Below are 16,514 nucleotides of genomic sequence, written 5' to 3' on the forward strand. Positions count from 1 at the left end.
TGTCACAAAGGTGTTCCACCATGTTGGCCAATTCCATCAAGTTCGAAACCAGCAAGAGCGCCCGCCCGTTGCTCGCGGCAACTTCCGGATCAACGCTCACAAGATTGGTCGACTACATGGCAAAACGGCTGCTGTTTGAAAGCACGCGGCTCTATGTCGACGAGACCACGGCTCCGGTGTTGGATCCGGGGCGAGGCAAGACGAAGACCGGTTATCTCTGGGCCGTGTTGCGTGACGACCGCGGCTGGAACGGTTCTGCGCCGCCGGGCGTGGTGTTCCATTATCGGCCCGGGCGTAAAGGCGAATATGCCGCTGAAATCCTCGACGGGTTCAACGGGACAATCCAGGTGGATGCCTACGGTGGTTACTCTCACCTCGCCACGTCGGACCGGATGGGCGGTGATCCCTTGAAGCTGGCTTTCTGTTGGGCGCACGGGCGCAGAAAGCTGATCAAGGCCGCGCCAAAGAGTGGATCGCCCATCGTCGACGAGGCGCTGGTGCGGATCGCCGCGCTCTACAAGATCGAAGGCAGTATCCGGGGCTCAGATCCCGAACATCGCCGGGCAGTTCGACAGGACCTGTCCCTCCCGCTGGTGGACGAATTCTTCACCTGGCTCGCAGCGCAAGCCAGCGCGTCTCACGCAAGTCCGACCTCGGAAAAGCCCTGGCCTATATGCTGACGCGGCAGGACGGATTCCGGCTGTTTCTGGACGACGGCCACGTCGATATCGACTCCAACCTGGTGGAAAACGCGATCCGCCGACCAGCCATGAATCGCCGCAATGCGCTCTTTGCCGGTAGCGACGTTGGCGCGACATACTGCTCATCTGACGATGTCCTTAAAATAAAAGGGGATTTTGAACCGGATCCTGAGATATCGGACGTCTTGATCGCCTGGCATCTGCTTCGCGGCGAACAGTGTCGTCTTGAAGGTCGGAAAGTTGAATGATCCAAGGCGCTCCAGCACATAGCTGTCGAGCGGGAAGGACGCCGCTGCTTACCATCCGATAAGCCGTAGCTCGACTTACCTTCAGAATGTCGGCGGTCTCGTCGAGGGTTCTCTCGCCGCGTTCAGCCCGTTCGCCTTCCCGATAGACGGGGATGCCGTGGATGTTGCGAAGACTGCAGACGTGGCTTCGTGTCCAGCTGGCGCCATGTCCAGTCCGCTTGCCGGAGCGGTTCAGGATCGCTGCGATTGACAAATCAGGTAACTGCCTTGCCAAGGCGCGCACGAGATCGACAACAATTTCCGTGATTAGTAGCCGAATGATCTTTTTGCGCGTCTCAATGGATACGCTGGGGCTGTCCCATGCCTGCCCCAGGTCCCTGCCGAGCTTCATCAGTCTTGCACGGTCATCTGCCGATAGCGCGGGCATGTCGCGGTCGGTCGAGAGCGTCTCAAGCTCGATCTCCAGGTCACGCAATTGGATCAGTTTCTCATTCCAGCGTCTTTCCAACTCGCCCGCGACCAACCGATTGTCGGGATCGACAGCGTCATACTGGCGCCGCGCTCGAGCAGCCTCATATTGTGCTTGCTTGATTGAGTTCTCGAGTTGCTGACGCTTATCGCTATGACGCTGCGTGTGCGCCTCCATTGCCTGCAACGCCGCCTCGATCCCGAGGGGTTGCAGTCGTTCGAGAACTTCCTGCGCGACGGCCCGATCGACGCGCATGCCACCGAACCCGATGCAGTTTGCAGCCGCCATGTCGCCGAATGTGCCGCGACAAACGTATCGCTGCGTGTTGCCGCCTTTCCCAGAATATTGAATATGCAGTCGACGACCGCAGCGACCGCAACGAAATAGTCCAGGCAACAAAGCTTCGCCACGCCTTATCGAACCCCGCCCTATGTAGCTTTTTCCATTCGCATTCTCGGCGATCAGATGCTGATTCCTTTCAAACTCGGCCCAGCTAATATAGCCTTCATGATGGTCGTGGATCAAAACTTCCCAGTCCTTCGAATTACGCCGCAACGTATCACGGATGACCCGTTTGCGCCCATCCTTGATCATCACCCGTGTCCCACGCCGGCCGTAGGCGTACGAGCCAGCGTAGACGGGGTTTGTCAGTATGTGATGAAGGGTATGATAAACCGGAGCTTTCCACTCGATCGGCGGTTTGCCGCGCCCTTGATTGACAGACGGAACCAAGACATTCTCTTGCCTGAACCAGAGCAACACCTGGCGGACGGTCTGCAGTTCGGCGAATTTACGAAAGACGAGCAGAATGCTCTCCTGAACGCGCCGATCAGGATCTTTCTCGACACGGGCATCATCCGTCTTCACATATCCGACGGCAACAGTCAGATGAAGTTCGCCGCGCCGCGCTTTTTGGCGCATGGCCTCGACGGATCGTTGCCGAAACACGGATAACTCCATCTCGCTCATCGTACCCTTCATGCCAAGAAGGAGACGATCGTTAGGCGAGCGCGGATCGTAAATAGCCTCTTCGTCAACGATCAGAGTGCCGACCAGACCACAAAATTCCAGCAACGTATGCCAATCACGGCCATTGCGCGCCAGACGTGAGGCCTCAAGCGATACGACTGCTCCCACCCGACCTTCACATATCGCCGCCAACAGCTTCTCGAATCCTGGGCGGGCGATGCCACCTCCGGATCGTCCAAGGTCATCGTCGACGATCTCGACGGTCTCCCAACCCAACTGTCGAGCACGCTCGACTAAGCCGTACTGCCGTCGTTGGCTTTCCAGGTTATTGGCAACCTGGTAGGCTGTCGACTGCCGGACGTAGACGAAGGCGCTAAGGCTAAGATGGTCGGCGGTAATCTTACTCATTGCCCGCCTCCTTTCCGCCGTCGGCGAACCGCTTGCCGGCCAGCTTTGCCGCCGCTTCCGTCAACAGTAATTGAAGGAGTGTTAAGGCTTCCCGGCGCTGGGTGTCGCTCAGGTCTACCGGCCGGGCTGTCACGAACAGATCCAATTGCATGCGAAATTGCTTTCTCATGGCTTATCCCTTCGGCTTCTTGAACCGAGCGAAAAGGTACGTGAGAATCAATGAATGCGCGCAGTTCAATAAGCTTGGCTGCCGAAAGGCGCGGCTCGGCTACAATCTCGATCGAACTTGCCGCAGGATCAAACATCCATGCGGGGATTTGAAATGAGCCACCATGGGCTTGTCGAATCAGCAGATAATGAACACCTTCGTGCTCATGGCTGCCGGTTACCAATACGGTTTGGTCAACCAGTGGATGGAAGGGATAAGTGACCGTGGACTCGAATGCCAGAAACCCGGCATTATGAACCCGGCTTCGAGGGAGGGGGCCGCAACTGGGCCCGGTTTGCCAGCCTGATCGGCACTTGTAAAATGAACAGCGTTGAACCCTACGCCTATCTGTGCGATCTCTTCGTCAGCCTCGCAAACGGCCACCTAGCAAAAGACATCGATGCCCTCATGCCCTGGGCCTACGCCGCCCGCATCAAGGCCTCACAATGAGCTCGTCAGGTACTCTTCGGTGAGCTCATTTGACGGGCCGTAGATCAACCTCAGATCACTGCAACTGAAAAATCGATGGGGCGTGGACGCCGCATACGTTTTGAACGTAGCCTTCGCCGCAACGACCGATGGCCGACGCGCCGAAGCCGATCACAGTTGGGCGTGTTTCGGCCGAGTAACCAAGCAAATTGCGCCGCAGACGACCAGTTCTCTCCGCTAATGCAAGCTCATCATCCGGCAGCGCGAAATGGTCGAGCCCGATTTGCAGATAGCCGGCAGCGGCTAACGTTTCGGCCATGACCGAGGCCTGCTCAGCGCGCCCGGCTATATCGGGCAATGCTGCCCGGTCAATCAGGAGCTGATTTTTTCTATAGGATAGATCGTGCGAATAACCGAAGACCGCGAGACGGTCGGGACGCATCTCAATAGCTAACTTCGCGCTCTGGCGACAGGACTGGACTGTTTGATAGGGCAATCCAAACATCAGGTCGAAATTGATGCGCCCTATTCCATGCAGGCGAAGGTTCTGGACGGCAGTCATCACCTGCGCCTCGCTCTGAACCCGGTTGATCGCCTTTTGTACGATGGGATCAAAGCTCTGCACACCAACGCTTGCGCGGTTCACACCGGCTTTCTCCAAGGCTTCGGCCATATCGGTGGTGAAGGTGCGCGGGTCGACCTCGATAGCGATGTTAGCCGCTTTCTCGAACGCGAAGTGGCCGCGCAAAAGTTCCATTAGCGACAGGAAGTCTGCTGGCGGCATGATGGTCGGGGATCCGCCCCCGAAGTGCACGTCGCTCACGCCAAGTGCCTTCGGCGCTTGCTCGGCGACCAAGCGGATCTCCTCACGGAGCATTGCTAGATAGTGGATGATCAAATTATCCAGACGAGTGATGCTCGTTGGAAAACCACAATACCAGCACATCGAGCGGCAAAATGGAATGTGCAGATAGAGCGAAACAGCGTCATCGGTTGGCAGGCTCCGCAGCCATTCCTCATACGTATGGGCGCCGATTGCAGAGGAAAACTCCTGTATCGTTGGATAGATGGTATACCAAGGTAAATGCGCCTCGCTATGTTTTTTCGAGATGAAAGTTGATGATGAGGCGCGCAATGACTTTCGTCTCCAGTCCGGCTTATCATGTCCAGATTTCACGCGTCGTCTTCCTTTCGATCAGATGGGATTCTGCGCTCGAGGGGTGCTTTTTCGCCGCCAGGCATCATGGCTTCCCGTCTTCCAATGCCGGTCGCCCGTTCCCGCCGCCCTTAAATCGCAAACGCAAAGGTCATTCCAGTCGAGTGAACGATCCAGGACTTGCGTATCATCGACGTCGCTGAAATGAGCTGTCCTTAGTTCGAATGCCGAAAGACGTTTGTGCTTAAATTCGGATTGTGACGATGACCCAACGCCTTGAAGCCAAATGCAACGTTGTCCTTTCGACAATGTCCGACATAGGACAAGCGCGCCGCCCAATCATCTCGATGTTTTGAATCCCATTTGTCGCTTGGCATGATGGATGCGTAGCTCCACAATGCACTGCGTCAAGGAGGAGGAGCCGTCCCGCGATCGGCCTCTCCGAGGAGGCGGGCACCGTTGCTGAGAGTGGGCTCTGGTCGAACGCTTTGAATTTGTACTCTGATTGATCGCTGCGCCGGCTAAGGGCGGAGAATCTGTTCGGCCCCTGGCGCCGGTTGACAGAAACGGCCTCAAAAGGTGACGGGCCGCGGCAGCCTCTTCCTCGCCGGCAATTTCGACCAGTGCTTTTGCAAGAACGACGGAGACGACGTGTCGACGAGGCCGCCGGAAGCCGCTTTTTCAAAGATGACGCCGGCATAGACCTTCATGCCATGACCCTTTCGGCGGTTTCAAGCTCACGTTATGGCCCGTCATACGATCCAGCGATTTTCGTTGGGAAGAAAGAACAGTGAGGCAAGTGTTGCTGGCGAAAGTTCTGGCTTGGAGTGATGAGCTGGAGTTCACCGCAAGCGTGTGCTGGCATATCGCCAGCACGCGTGCTCGAGCCATCCCTATGTCTCAGGCATCGATGAGGAGTGATGGGCTGTAATCATCCATTTTCCGTCCATGAATTCATAGGTGTAGGTGTAACGTGCGGGAATTTTGGTGCCATCGGCGAATGAAAAAGTATAAATGCCGCTGTCCGTTGCCATGTTACATCCGATCCTGATCACGCGCAGATCGATCGATCCTTTCGGCCGCTTTTTGAGAAAGTGCTCGAAATAAGCGGCTCGCTGCTCGTGTGTCAGGCGCGGTGTGTTCGACAGCGTCGGCAGCAGGATCGCATTTTCCGCATAATTCGCGGCAACTTTTTCGGAGTCGAGTGTTCTGAGCGACGCATTCCAGCGATCGAACAATTCTGCTACCTGCTGCTCGGTGATCGGAGCGCAGTTTACAGTGCCAGCGACGGCTTGCTGCAAAGATAAAGTGGAAAGTACCGCCGCGGCGGCAAGTGTAAGACGCATGCTTCATCTCCGGTTTTTGATTGCGCGATAGTTCTCGGCAGGGCTTCTCCTGACTGCTTTTGATTGCTTTCAGCGTCACTCTTGTGCCGTCGACGCCCCAGGTTCTCTGCAATCAATGGTCCGCCTGATGCAGCACCGCCATCAATTCGCAAAATCGATTGTTTGAATAGCACACATCCACGGCATCAATTTACACGCTAAACAGCGCATCCCTCGTTAGGAATCGCCGAGCCGGCCAAGCTCCTGCCGCGGCGCATCTCAGCAATCTGAAGTTAGGGGCTGCTCTCGATCAACGAGCTTCTTCATGACAAGTCGCGGCAAATGCAAAAGATAGGATGATTTGCCACGACGCTTTGCCCCTTATCGGATACATGGTTTTGCCTGTCCGGGAGGGTCGCCGCTCGCAGCCCTTCGATTGGACTTTTGCGGTTGGTGATTCCACTCAAGCAACCGAATATTTTTCGTGCCCGGCACTCTGATATGTCGAATTCCTCAAGCGAGTTCTGGAGGCCGCCGCGGGCTTCTTCCCACATGTTCGCGGAGTGCAATTTGGCTTTGCAAAATTGTGACCGCCTGGAGGGAAGAGCAAGCCAATTGAGCTTTTCTTTAAACAACTGACAATTTAGCGACGATGAGCGATCGGGCTCTCGGCGCTTCCGGGTGTTGCTGCGCGATTTTGCTGGAACGCAAGCTGAACCCGACCGGGCAGACACGTCGCAGTCAGGAGGCACGGCGTGCCCGAATCCCTTTTGAAGCACGGTGTCGACATGTCTTCCAGTAGCTCGTTCGAAGCCGCGTTCCAGGCAAGTTCGCCCACTGAAATTAACGATGTGCCAGTTCGGTCCCGTCCTGTCCAGCATCTGACACGCAAGAAGTTGGGCGTTGAAACCATGCGGCACCATCAAAGTGCCGTCAGAAAAAACTGGACGAAGCCAAACTCAACACCCTGGAGACTGTGAAAAATGCAACGGCAGGCAGTAGGCCATAATGTCCAGAATGTGAGGTTGCCTACAATCAAAACTGGTCAATTCAATCCTAAGATATCCGTATTACGCACTCAATAGTCTTTGCGATAATGATTGATCTTGCTTTGAAAGGTCACGACGTCAGATCTGCCCGCAAACATCGGAACACTACTGTTCTTTTCAACCCTCACGATAATTCTGGGGCTAAATCGGTATGCGTTTCAAGGGTCTTGATCTTAATCTTCTCGTCGCATTTGACGCTTTGATGACGGAACGCAACGTTTCGGCAGCGGCGCGCAGCATCAATCTCAGTCAGCCTGCAATGAGTGCCGCCGTCCGCCGGCTGCGCGACTATTTCGGCGATGACCTGTTTACGATGCAGAACCGGAAACTTATCCTGACGCCACGTGCGGAAAGCCTCGCCTCCGCGGTCCGAGAGACACTACAGCACATTCAACTCAACATTATTTCTGCAGATAGCTTCGCATTAGACGAACCGGAGCGACACTTTACGATCGCGCTTTGTGATTTCATGACGACAGTATTCTTCCGGAAAATCATAAAGCGTCTGGCAAGGGAAGCTCCCGCTGTCAGTTTCGAGTTAATTCCGCTCCCAGATAATCCGGACCAGCTTCTGCGGCGGGGCAAAGCCGATTTTCTAATTCTTCCGGAATTGTTTATGTCAAGCGCACATCCCAGAGCGAAGCTGTTCGACGAAAAGTTCGTGTCCGTTGGCTGTACGACGAATACGAAACTATCTGGTCAACTTACGGTCAGAGAGTATATGGCGATGGGCCACGTCACAGCTAAGTCTGGGGTTGGTCAACAGCAGTCGCTTGAGGACTTTTATTTATCGGAACGAGGTGTCAAAAGGCGTGTCGAAGTTGCCGTTCAGAGCTTCGGGATGGTGCCCGCAGCGCTATTGGGCACCGACAGGCTCGCAATTCTGCCTCTGCGACTGGTGAAGCATCTCGCACCATCTATGCCCTTGCGAATTGTGGAAAGTCCAATACCTCTTCCGGCGTTCACCGAGGGCATCCAGTGGCCAGCCTCGCATGAAAACGATCCGGCGAGCACCTGGATGCGTGAGATAATTCTGCAGGAGGCGGGCCGCGTAGCAAGTCCTTCGATGTGTCGCGAAAGTGACATTTAGGAGACCGAAATGAAACTGAACGTCTTTGAGTGGGTGCCGCCCACAAGATTACTGGGCGGATTTGGGCCTATTACGACGACGAGGTGCGGATGGACTTCCAGGGCTTCATGGGACTATGAGCTGAATTCGTTACCGCGGCGACTAACCGCAAATAGGCTCGCCAAGAGTGTAGTATCCCAATTGCAACCACGAACAGGCGTATCGGATGTTTCAAAGCAGCAGCCCCCATTTGACATTTAAGCGTGGTGGATCGTCATTTGATGGCATGATCGAAACACTCGGTACTGCCTTTGGTGAGTATAAAGCCGCGCTGGTCAGCCCTGTCGATGACTTCCAGTGGAGTCTGGATTTTTCGACCTGTGACTATGCCACCGTGATCAAGGGTTTTCATCAACACGAGTTTGAGTTTCAAATCCAGCCTACCATCAACGCTGTGCAGCATTTGTCGATTGTGCTACCGCGTAGCGGAGGCATGGGAGTGACCTACGCCTCGCGCGAAGCCACCGCTCGACCCGGTAAGTTGCTCCTATACAACAATCTTGAGCCAGAGAGCGTTGTGATGTATGGCCGATCGAACGTCATTGACGAGCTTTTGCTCGACTGGAATGTGATTCTGCAGACGCTTGATCAAACGTTCGAGACGCCATTCAGTGGATCATTGGACCTTCTGCCGGAATTGGAAACGTCGACGTCGGCCGGTCAAATGATCGGCTCTCTCGCGGAGACCGTCATTCGTGGGTTGCGCGATCCCTCAGTTCGATCCCCAATCGCAATGGCGCACGTCACTCAAGCTTTGGCCGACCTGATAGTACGCTTTGTCCCGCACAAGCTTTCGCACCTGCTCGACAGGAAGCCCTACATGATAGCCCCCAGGCATGTCCGGCGCGCGATTGAATATATGGAAGCCAATATCAGCCAGCCGATCAGAATGCCGATGGTCGCGAAAGCCGCGGGGGTGTCGACACGCGCATTGCAACTCGGGTTCCGTGCCTTCCGGGAGACCACGCCGGCCGCGTATTTGGCCATGCTTCGTTTGCGGGCGGCGCGGGTGGAGTTACTTGATCCGGCGAACGGGCATACAACGAGGGAAATTTGCTTGAAATGGGGATTTCTTCACTTCGGACGGTTCTCGGCGATGTACAAGGCAAGTTACGGGGAAAGCCCTTCTCACACGAGAAAGCGCGTCAGGGGTATGCAGCCCCGCTCTCGCCGGCAACCACAAACTGTGGTGGGCCATTCAATCTTGCGCAGATGATCTCTCGCGCGACAGATGATTGGATGCGTGTGGCGGCTTGCCGTGCGCGCCTCAGGCAGTCTCCTTAACTGCCCCGCTCTCCCGTGTCATTGAGCGATATCGATGTCTTTTCGGATCATTGCATGCCTCCTCTATGACCATCTTCATTTTTCGCGAACAGGATTCCTCCCGGACCGATTGTCTGGTATAGACCGGGCGCCCTGTCGCTGGCGCACCACTGCCACCCGCGTCAGCGCACCCGCCCCGTCATTGCTTGCCACGTGGAATGACAGGGCGCCTGTCGATCGAGCGCAATGATTGGCAAGAATGCAGGGGGGCAATTCCCTCGGCCGACCCATCAGCAATCGGTGTCATGGTATCAACCACGCCGCAGCCGGCGAACACCAGAGTGGATCACAGCCTGCATCGCGAGCCGTATGCCGCTTTCGATCCCATTGTTCGCCCGTCCTGTGCTGCCGACCGAAGCTCATCCCGGGACAAGAGAACCAAGCCGACGACGTTCTTAATTTCTTAATCAGCGTTGCTGAAGATGATTCGTGAAGGCAGCTGTGCTCGGACGGGGCATTCCGGAGCGAATTGCTACACCGTCAATGTTGCGAGGGCTTAGTCTCGCGCGCCTTCAAGGAGGCCGTCGTAGACGTCCATGAGCGCAGTGGTGATAGCCTGCCCGAGAGCATTGCCTGCTTGCCGGACTGCGTCTTCAGTTCCATCACGCGCAGCCTTTGGCGAGATCAAAACCCTGTTCGCCGACAATCTGCTTGGCAACTTCAATAGCCCAGATACCAAAGTCACCCCGGTTGTCGATCCCAATGCTTTCTTCCATTTTTCGTCCTATCCATTTATGCAGAGCGCTTTACACCTCCATTCCCGAAATGGCCGGCACTGCTGGCCATCGCCATCCAGCACTATGATGATTCGAATAAGTGTGAGCAGTCTTTCTCACAGTGCAAGCGGACGCTCCGTTGTTGGCCCATTGAGTTCAATAAGGACTTTAGTCGCACTTATCGGATGCAATCCATTCATCGCATGGATGCGCCACATCCAAATAATCGATTTTACGAATTAAGCGTTATGATCCATTAAAAAGGAACATCGTTTGATTACTATCAAATACATTGATGGCTATCGCAAGCGGTTCGCGAATGGACAAGTATTTGGTTGCAAAGCCGAACAGTAAGGAACCCAGCGCCACGAGCGATCCTATGGGCATGAGGGCTACAGCCGGCGGCAGACGAATGCCTTTTAGGCGCCCTCAACCCGGTGCCTTTCATCGCACAGCTGCTTCAAAAAACACTCGGAAGAGGAGATCTTTGCATGTGCTCTCAAATGCGGTGGAGACTATGCTGGGAAAACGAGCTGGAACTCGCCGATCATGTCGAACTCGCCAAGTTCTTTCGAGCGACCTATGGACCAACCGGGGCCTTTAATGCAAAACCATTCGAGGGAAGTCGAAGCTGGGCCGGAGCGAGACCCGAACTTCGCCTCATCGGCTATGACGTTGACGGGATCGCCGCTCATCTGGGACTGCTACGCCGCTTCATTAAAGTTGACGGAATAGACCTGCCGGTGGCTGAGTTGGGATTGTACGGGATACGCACCGATCTTGAAAGACTCGGAATAAGCCATTCAATCCGAGCCATGCTTCCAACACTCCAGGATCTCGCCGTTCCGTTTGCATTCGGCACGGTTCGGCCGGAGTTGCAAAGACATATCCGGAGGTTCGGCCGTTACGGTCCTGTGACGGTTTTTCCGCACGTTCGCGTGCGGTCCACCTTACAAGAGCCGCGCCTCGATAAGCCGCCCACACGCATCGATGACGCACTTGTCGTCGTTCTACCGATTGGACGATCAATGTCCGATTGGCCTTCTGGTTCGATGATCGATCGCAATGGACCGGAGCTATGACGCTTCTGGGTTGCCAATGCGCCGCATACGTCGAGTGCACCTAGGCAGCAGCGCGTTCATGGTCAACATCAGAGTTGATCCAAGCGCGGGCTTGCTTGGGGAAACCTAAAAGCCACCCTGCGGCCAAACGATCGCGAATCTAATTAGTAGAGAATTACATCAGGTCCCTCCAATGCCGCGTGAAATTCGAACCGATATCCAAGCGTTGCGTGGCTTGGCTGTTTTGCTGGTCGTCCTCTATCATGCACGTATTGGGCCGTTTACAGCTGGCTATCTTGGCGTTGACGTATTTTTCGTAATTTCCGGCTTTCTGATCACCAAGCTGGTCCGGACGCAGCTTGAGCAATCGCGCTTCAGCTTTTCGGAGTTCTATTACCGACGTGCGAAGCGTCTATTGCCGGCGGCCTACATCGTCATTGCGCTTACGACGGTCGCCTCGCCGTTTTTGCTTTCGGACGTGGGGCTGCAGGAGTTCCGCAATCAGGTCATAGGGGCCCTCACATTTTCCAGTAACATCGTTCCTTGGTACCAAGTGGACTATTTCGGCCCCGCCGCCGAAACGATGCCCCTCCTGCATTTTTGGTCGCTCTCCGTCGAAGAACAGTACTACCTGCTGCTGCCTCTCTTCTTGGCTTTGGCGCCGAGGAGATGGTGGCTCATCGGAATAGCGGCGTTCCTTGTCGCTAGCCTTGCGCTATGTTTTTATCTGGTCGCCCAGAACCCATCTGCTGTGTTTTATCTTCTGCCGACCCGATCTTGGGAAATGTCCATTGGTTCACTTGGCGCATTGCTTCCAACGATGCCAGTGGTGTCTGCCGTGCTTGTGAAGTTACGTTTCCCAGCACTCGCGCTTCTCCTCCTTGCCCCGATGGGTTTCGCTCATCCAGTCGTGGATGCCGCTTTGATTTGCTTGGCAACTCTGACCTTCCTGCTTGCGCGCACCCGGGACAACATTGTCGTGCGAGGCATGGCGAGGATTGGCGACATCTCTTACTCGCTCTATTTGATCCACTGGCCCGTGCTTGTCTATATGAGAGCTGTTTGGCTGGCGGAGCCTCCGGCGCTTGCGATCTATGCGGCCGTTGCTTTCTCATTTGTTGGAAGCTGGGCGCTTTACTCGTTCGTGGAGGAGCCATTCCGACGGGGGTACGTCATGTCTCGTCTCCGGCTGGTCTCAGGATTGGCGGCCGCATCGGTCCTTCTCGCCTTCTCGCCCTCCGTTGCCATAGCCACAACCGAGAACAAGTTTGATTTTGCCACCATCCGGCGGATCAACTACGGTCTCGCGAGAGCGTGTGATTTCAAACCCGGTCCGCCTCCTCAGGACGTCCCCAAGAGCTGCCAGACCACAAACAGACCAGAATTGCTGGTCTGGGGCGATTCATTTGCCATGGCGCTGGTTCCCGGCTTAGCCAAAACAATCGGCGAAGGCGGACTAGCTCAGCTCACAATGAGCGGATGCTTCCCGGCCATCGGCGTTGCTGCGGTTTCAAAGGAGTTAGCGTCACCCTTTTCTCGTGCCTTCGGCGAGGATTGCATTGACTTCAATGACCGTGTTTTGGCCGTTTTGAAAAATCGGCCGGAGATCAGTACGGTGGCTATTTCAAGCCCTTTCGATACGCCTGTATCGAATGAATATATGGTGCTTAAGAGGAACGGTGAGACTTTCACCGATGCCAAGGTCTCGCAATATATAACCATTGAGGGGATTAAGGCCCTCGTCGAAGGTGTTCGCGCGTTAGGCAAGCGCGTGGTTGTGGTTGCTCCTCCGCCAGTCGGAAACTTCGACATTGGCGATTGCCTGGAGAGGAAGGCGAGGGGAAGCATTATGCTTGGGCGCTACAGCGACTGCAAAATAGATGTCAGTGAATACCGTCGCAGACGCGCCCGTACCCTCGAGCTGTTAAACGAAGTGGCGCTCAAGGCCGACGTAGAAGTCGTTTCCTACCACGACTTTCTCTGCGACGGCACAACATGCAAAACCGAGATTGACGGCAAATTCCTTTACCGAGATAGCGGTCACCTTTCCTATGAAGGATCTGAGATCATCGCTCGCCAGACAAATCTTGCTGAGAGGCTGATCAGGGCCGCTCGTTAGAGCGTGTTTGGCCAATGCACTCCTTCCATTTCGAGGGAAGAGGCAGGCGCCCTGGTGCCACCTATGCGTCGTAACAAAAATCGATAGGAGACAATATGCCAGATCAAATCGCAGATAACGTCATCGCCATGATCAAGAAAAACGCTGCTGCGCACGGCACCGACAAAGATCCCTCCTTGAGCGACGACGAAATAACGACTGAGACCGAACTGAGCTCGCTCGATATCGATTCGATAACACTGGCGGATATCCTCTGGGATCTAGAGCAAGCCTATGACATCGGCATCGAGTTTAACACCGCCGAAGCTTGGGCAAATCTTAAAAGTGTTGGCGATCTCATTGAAGCCGTCCGCGCTTTGATAGCAAGGGAGGCTTGAATGGACAGGCGCGTCGTTATCACTGGAATAGGCGGCCTATGCGGGCTCGGAACCAACCACGCCTCCATCTGGGACGCAATGCGCGAAGGGCGTTCAGCTATCGGCCCAATTGCCAATTCAGAACTTCACGAGTTGAAGGGCATGATCGGCGCCGAGATCAAGACGCTACCGGAGCATGGCCTAAATTCGAAGCAATCCAATTCAATGGACCGCTTCAGCTTGCTTGCCGTGATTGCCGCACGCGAAGCCGCAAGACATGCCGAACTCTCCATCGACGAAGGAAATACCTATCGCATCGGTGCGACAGTAGGTGTCGGCGTCTGCGGCTGGGAAGCGGTCGAAGCAAACTATCGTGCTCTTCTTTTAGATGGCGCTCGCCGGGCTGCCATCCTTACTGCACCCAAGGTTATGCCGAGTGCTGCCGCCGCTCACGTCAGCATGAGCCTTGGCTTGAGGGGGCCGGTTTTCGGCGTCACGTCAGCCTGTGCCTCGGCCAACCATGCCATCGCCTCGGCGGTGGATCAGATTAGACCTGGCCGCGCCGACGTCATGCTTGCTGGCGGCAGCGATGCCCCGCTTGTGTGGGGCGTGCTGAAGTCTTGGGAAGCACTGCGTATACTTGCACCCGATACCTGCCGCCCCTTCTCGGCCGACAGAAGAGGCGTGGTATTAGGCGAGGGTGCGGCCATCGCGGTATTGGAAAGCTATCAACATGCCGCACGGCGCGGTGCCCCAATTCTTGCTGAAATCGCCGGCGCTGGTCATTCCGCCGATGCGTTCGACATCGTTGCGCCTTCCGTCGAAGGGCCAGTGGCAGCGATGCGAGCCTGCCTTTTAGATGCTGAGCTGAATGCTGAGGACGTGGATTATGTAAATGCGCATGGCACTGGTACCAGAGCCAACGATCAGATCGAAACTGAAGCGATCAAACGTGTCTTCCGGCATCATGCCCACTCAATGTCCGTCTCTTCAACCAAATCCGTGCATGGGCATTGCCTCGGCGCGTCGAGCGCGCTCGAGATGATCGCCTGTGTGATGGCTCTGCGCGAGGGCGTCGTGCCGCCGACCGCCAATCACCGCGAGCCGGATCCCGCTTGCGATCTCGACTTTACTCCCAATGTGCCGCGCGAGCGGAAGGTACACGTAGCGCTGAGCAACGCCTTCGCCATGGGTGGCACGAATGCCGTCGTGGCATTCAAGCGGGTATAGAACCGGGCGTTTTCCTCGCCTTGCCTGTTAATGATTCCGTGCTGAACGTCGGATCTTAGTCGTCTTGGCGCGAGCTGTGCCAGTGGCTCTCTGACTTGGATGATGTTGTCTGCTGGCGCCCGTGAGGTTTGGCCGATCATCGGCGCGTCGATCATGAAGGACGAGAGGTAGTCAATGAATGTAGCACCACGGAACTCCGTAGATTCTCATCGAAAAGAGGATGATCATCTTGCACGTCATCTGTCCAACCGGCACCTCCAGCTTATAGCCATCGGAGGCGCAATTGGAACCGGTCTTTTCATGGGATCAGGAAAGACCATTTCGCTCGCCGGGCCCTCGATTTTGCTCGTCTATGCGATCATCGGCTTCATGCTGTTCTTCGTCATGCGTGCGCTTGGAGAAATCCTGCTATCCAATCCGGACTATCGTTCGTTTGCGGATTTCGCCGGGGATTATCTCGGCCCCTGGGCGCAATTTTTCACCGGCTGGACCTACTGGCTCTCCTGGATTGTGACCGGGGTGGCCGACGTCGTGGCCGTCTCCAGCTACGTGTCATTTTGGATCCCAGATATGGCGCTCTGGATACCGGCGCTTGGTCTTATATTCACGCTTCTCGCCCTCAACCTGCCGACCGTACGCAATTTCGGTGAAATCGAATTCTGGTTTGCGCTCATCAAGATCGTCACCATCGTGTCGCTTATCGTTACCGGTGCTTACATGCTTTCCACAGGCCTCACACTGCCCGATGGAAGCAGGGCATCGGTCTCGCATCTATGGCTGCATGGCGGCTTCTTTCCGAACGGCTTCCACGGCTTCGTTGCCGGTTTCCAAATTGCTGTGTTTGCCTTTGCGGGTATCGAACTCGTTGGAATGACCGCGGCAGAGACCAAAGACTCGACCCGCAACCTGCCGAAGGCAATCAACTCGATTCCGGTCCGTGTGGCACTCTTCTATCTCGGTGCCCTGTTCGTCATCCTCACGGTCATTCCATGGAATCAAGTCGATCCGAATTCGAGCCCCTTTGTCGCTATGTTTTCGCTTGCCGGCCTCGGTATTGCCGCCCATGTGGTGAATTTCGTCGTACTGACCTCGGCGGCATCAAGTGCCAACTCAGGCATATATTCAACATCGCGCATGGTCTACGGACTTGCGACCCTCCGGCTGGCGCCGGGCTTATTCGGCAAGTTGAACCGAAGGAAGGTCCCGGTAAATGCCTTGTTCTTCTCGTGCGTCTTTCTGCTGGCGGGGATCGGCCTGCTTTATTCCGGAGACAATGTCATCGAGGCTTTCACGATCGTCACGACGGTTTCTGCAGTGCTTATCATCTTTATTTGGTCGATCATCCTTGCATCTTACCTGCAATATCGCCGCAAGCGGCCTGACTTACACGAAAAATCGACCTTCAAAATGCCCGGCGGACGTGCCGCTGTCGCGATGGTCTTCGGCTTCTTCACCTTTATCTTGTGGGCTTTGGCGCAGAAGCCGGACACGGCTATCGCCTTGAAGGTTACGCCGCTGTGGTTCGTATTGCTCGCAATCGCCTATGTAGTAGTCAAAAAGGCACGGCGCTCGCGATTGCCCGGCGAGGGCGTAAATGGTCTTGATCAAATATGATGAA

10 protein-coding genes and 5 pseudogenes are annotated in these 16,514 nt (G+C 55.5%); 9 read left to right on the forward strand and 6 right to left on the reverse strand.

Going from position 1 to position 16,514, the window contains the following annotated elements; translation table 11 throughout:
• Window positions 1-116 precede the first annotated feature (116 nt).
• Window positions 117-949: pseudogene (gene tnpC / locus GA0061101_RS32410) on the forward strand (IS66 family transposase).
• Here the strand turns inward: tnpC and GA0061101_RS32415 are convergent.
• From GA0061101_RS32415 to GA0061101_RS40490, 3 genes and pseudogenes are all read right to left on the reverse strand, one after another.
• On the reverse strand, window positions 840-2,795 hold the full coding sequence (locus GA0061101_RS32415) for a recombinase family protein (protein WP_004112912.1): 1,956 nt from the start codon (window positions 2,793-2,795) through the stop codon (window positions 840-842). The pseudogene tnpC and the gene GA0061101_RS32415 sit on opposite strands and share 110 nt — an antisense overlap.
• Window positions 2,788-2,964 carry a hypothetical protein gene (locus tag GA0061101_RS40485; RefSeq protein ID WP_240535395.1) on the reverse strand — a complete coding sequence of 59 codons (177 nt, stop codon included), beginning with the start codon at window positions 2,962-2,964 and terminating at the stop codon, window positions 2,788-2,790. Before GA0061101_RS40485 ends, GA0061101_RS32415 begins: the two co-directional genes overlap by 8 nt.
• Window positions 2,965-3,070: 106 nt before the next feature.
• Window positions 3,071-3,187, reverse strand: a pseudogene (locus GA0061101_RS40490) (hypothetical protein); the annotation flags it as partial.
• 77 nt (window positions 3,188-3,264) lie between these two features.
• Between GA0061101_RS40490 and GA0061101_RS32425 the strand changes: the two are divergent.
• A pseudogene (locus tag GA0061101_RS32425) lies at window positions 3,265-3,453 on the forward strand (transposase domain-containing protein); the annotation flags it as partial.
• Window positions 3,454-3,550: 97 nt separating this feature from the next.
• Here GA0061101_RS32425 and GA0061101_RS32430 read toward each other — a convergent pair.
• Both GA0061101_RS32430 and GA0061101_RS32435 read right to left on the reverse strand, forming a co-directional pair.
• Window positions 3,551-4,567: pseudogene (locus tag GA0061101_RS32430) on the reverse strand (radical SAM protein); the annotation flags it as partial.
• A gap of 914 nt (window positions 4,568-5,481) precedes the next feature.
• On the reverse strand, window positions 5,482-5,934 hold the full coding sequence (locus GA0061101_RS32435) for an SgcJ/EcaC family oxidoreductase (protein WP_004112919.1): 453 nt from the start codon (window positions 5,932-5,934) through the stop codon (window positions 5,482-5,484).
• 1,179 nt (window positions 5,935-7,113) lie between these two features.
• Here GA0061101_RS32435 and GA0061101_RS32450 point away from each other — a divergent pair.
• Both GA0061101_RS32450 and GA0061101_RS32455 read left to right on the forward strand, forming a co-directional pair.
• Entirely contained in the window at window positions 7,114-8,052 is a 939-nt protein-coding gene (locus GA0061101_RS32450; protein ID WP_004112925.1) for a LysR family transcriptional regulator, read from the forward strand.
• A 205-nt stretch (window positions 8,053-8,257) separates the two neighbouring features.
• Window positions 8,258-9,307 carry an AraC family transcriptional regulator gene (locus GA0061101_RS32455; protein WP_004112928.1) on the forward strand — a complete coding sequence of 350 codons (1,050 nt, stop codon included), beginning with the start codon at window positions 8,258-8,260 and terminating at the stop codon, window positions 9,305-9,307.
• A 603-nt stretch (window positions 9,308-9,910) separates the two neighbouring features.
• Here GA0061101_RS32455 and GA0061101_RS32465 read toward each other — a convergent pair.
• Window positions 9,911-10,130: pseudogene (locus GA0061101_RS32465) on the reverse strand (hypothetical protein).
• 491 nt (window positions 10,131-10,621) lie between these two features.
• On the opposite strand from GA0061101_RS32465, the gene GA0061101_RS32470 reads away from it, so the two are divergent.
• The 5 genes from GA0061101_RS32470 (at window position 10,622) to GA0061101_RS32490 (ending at window position 16,510) form a co-directional block, all read left to right on the forward strand.
• Window positions 10,622-11,212, forward strand: coding sequence for a NodA family N-acyltransferase (locus tag GA0061101_RS32470; RefSeq protein WP_004125869.1), 591 nt, complete (start codon window positions 10,622-10,624; stop codon window positions 11,210-11,212).
• 172 nt (window positions 11,213-11,384) lie between these two features.
• Complete coding sequence (locus GA0061101_RS32475) at window positions 11,385-13,310, forward strand: acyltransferase family protein (RefSeq protein WP_004125873.1); 1,926 nt, start codon at window positions 11,385-11,387, stop codon at window positions 13,308-13,310.
• Between the two features lie 95 nt (window positions 13,311-13,405).
• Window positions 13,406-13,687, forward strand: a complete 282-nt coding sequence (locus GA0061101_RS32480) for an acyl carrier protein (RefSeq protein ID WP_004125878.1) — start codon at window positions 13,406-13,408, stop codon at window positions 13,685-13,687.
• Window positions 13,688-14,896: a beta-ketoacyl-[acyl-carrier-protein] synthase family protein gene (locus tag GA0061101_RS32485; protein ID WP_004125883.1), complete on the forward strand. Its 1,209-nt coding sequence runs from the start codon at window positions 13,688-13,690 to the stop codon at window positions 14,894-14,896.
• Between the two features lie 174 nt (window positions 14,897-15,070).
• Complete coding sequence (locus tag GA0061101_RS32490; RefSeq protein ID WP_004125885.1) at window positions 15,071-16,510, forward strand: amino acid permease; 1,440 nt, start codon at window positions 15,071-15,073, stop codon at window positions 16,508-16,510.
• Window positions 16,511-16,514: the final 4 nt, after the last annotated feature.

The sequence above is a fragment of the Martinezella lusitana genome, from assembly GCF_900094565.1.
GTDB classification, from domain to species: Bacteria; Pseudomonadota; Alphaproteobacteria; order Rhizobiales; family Rhizobiaceae; genus Rhizobium; species Rhizobium lusitanum.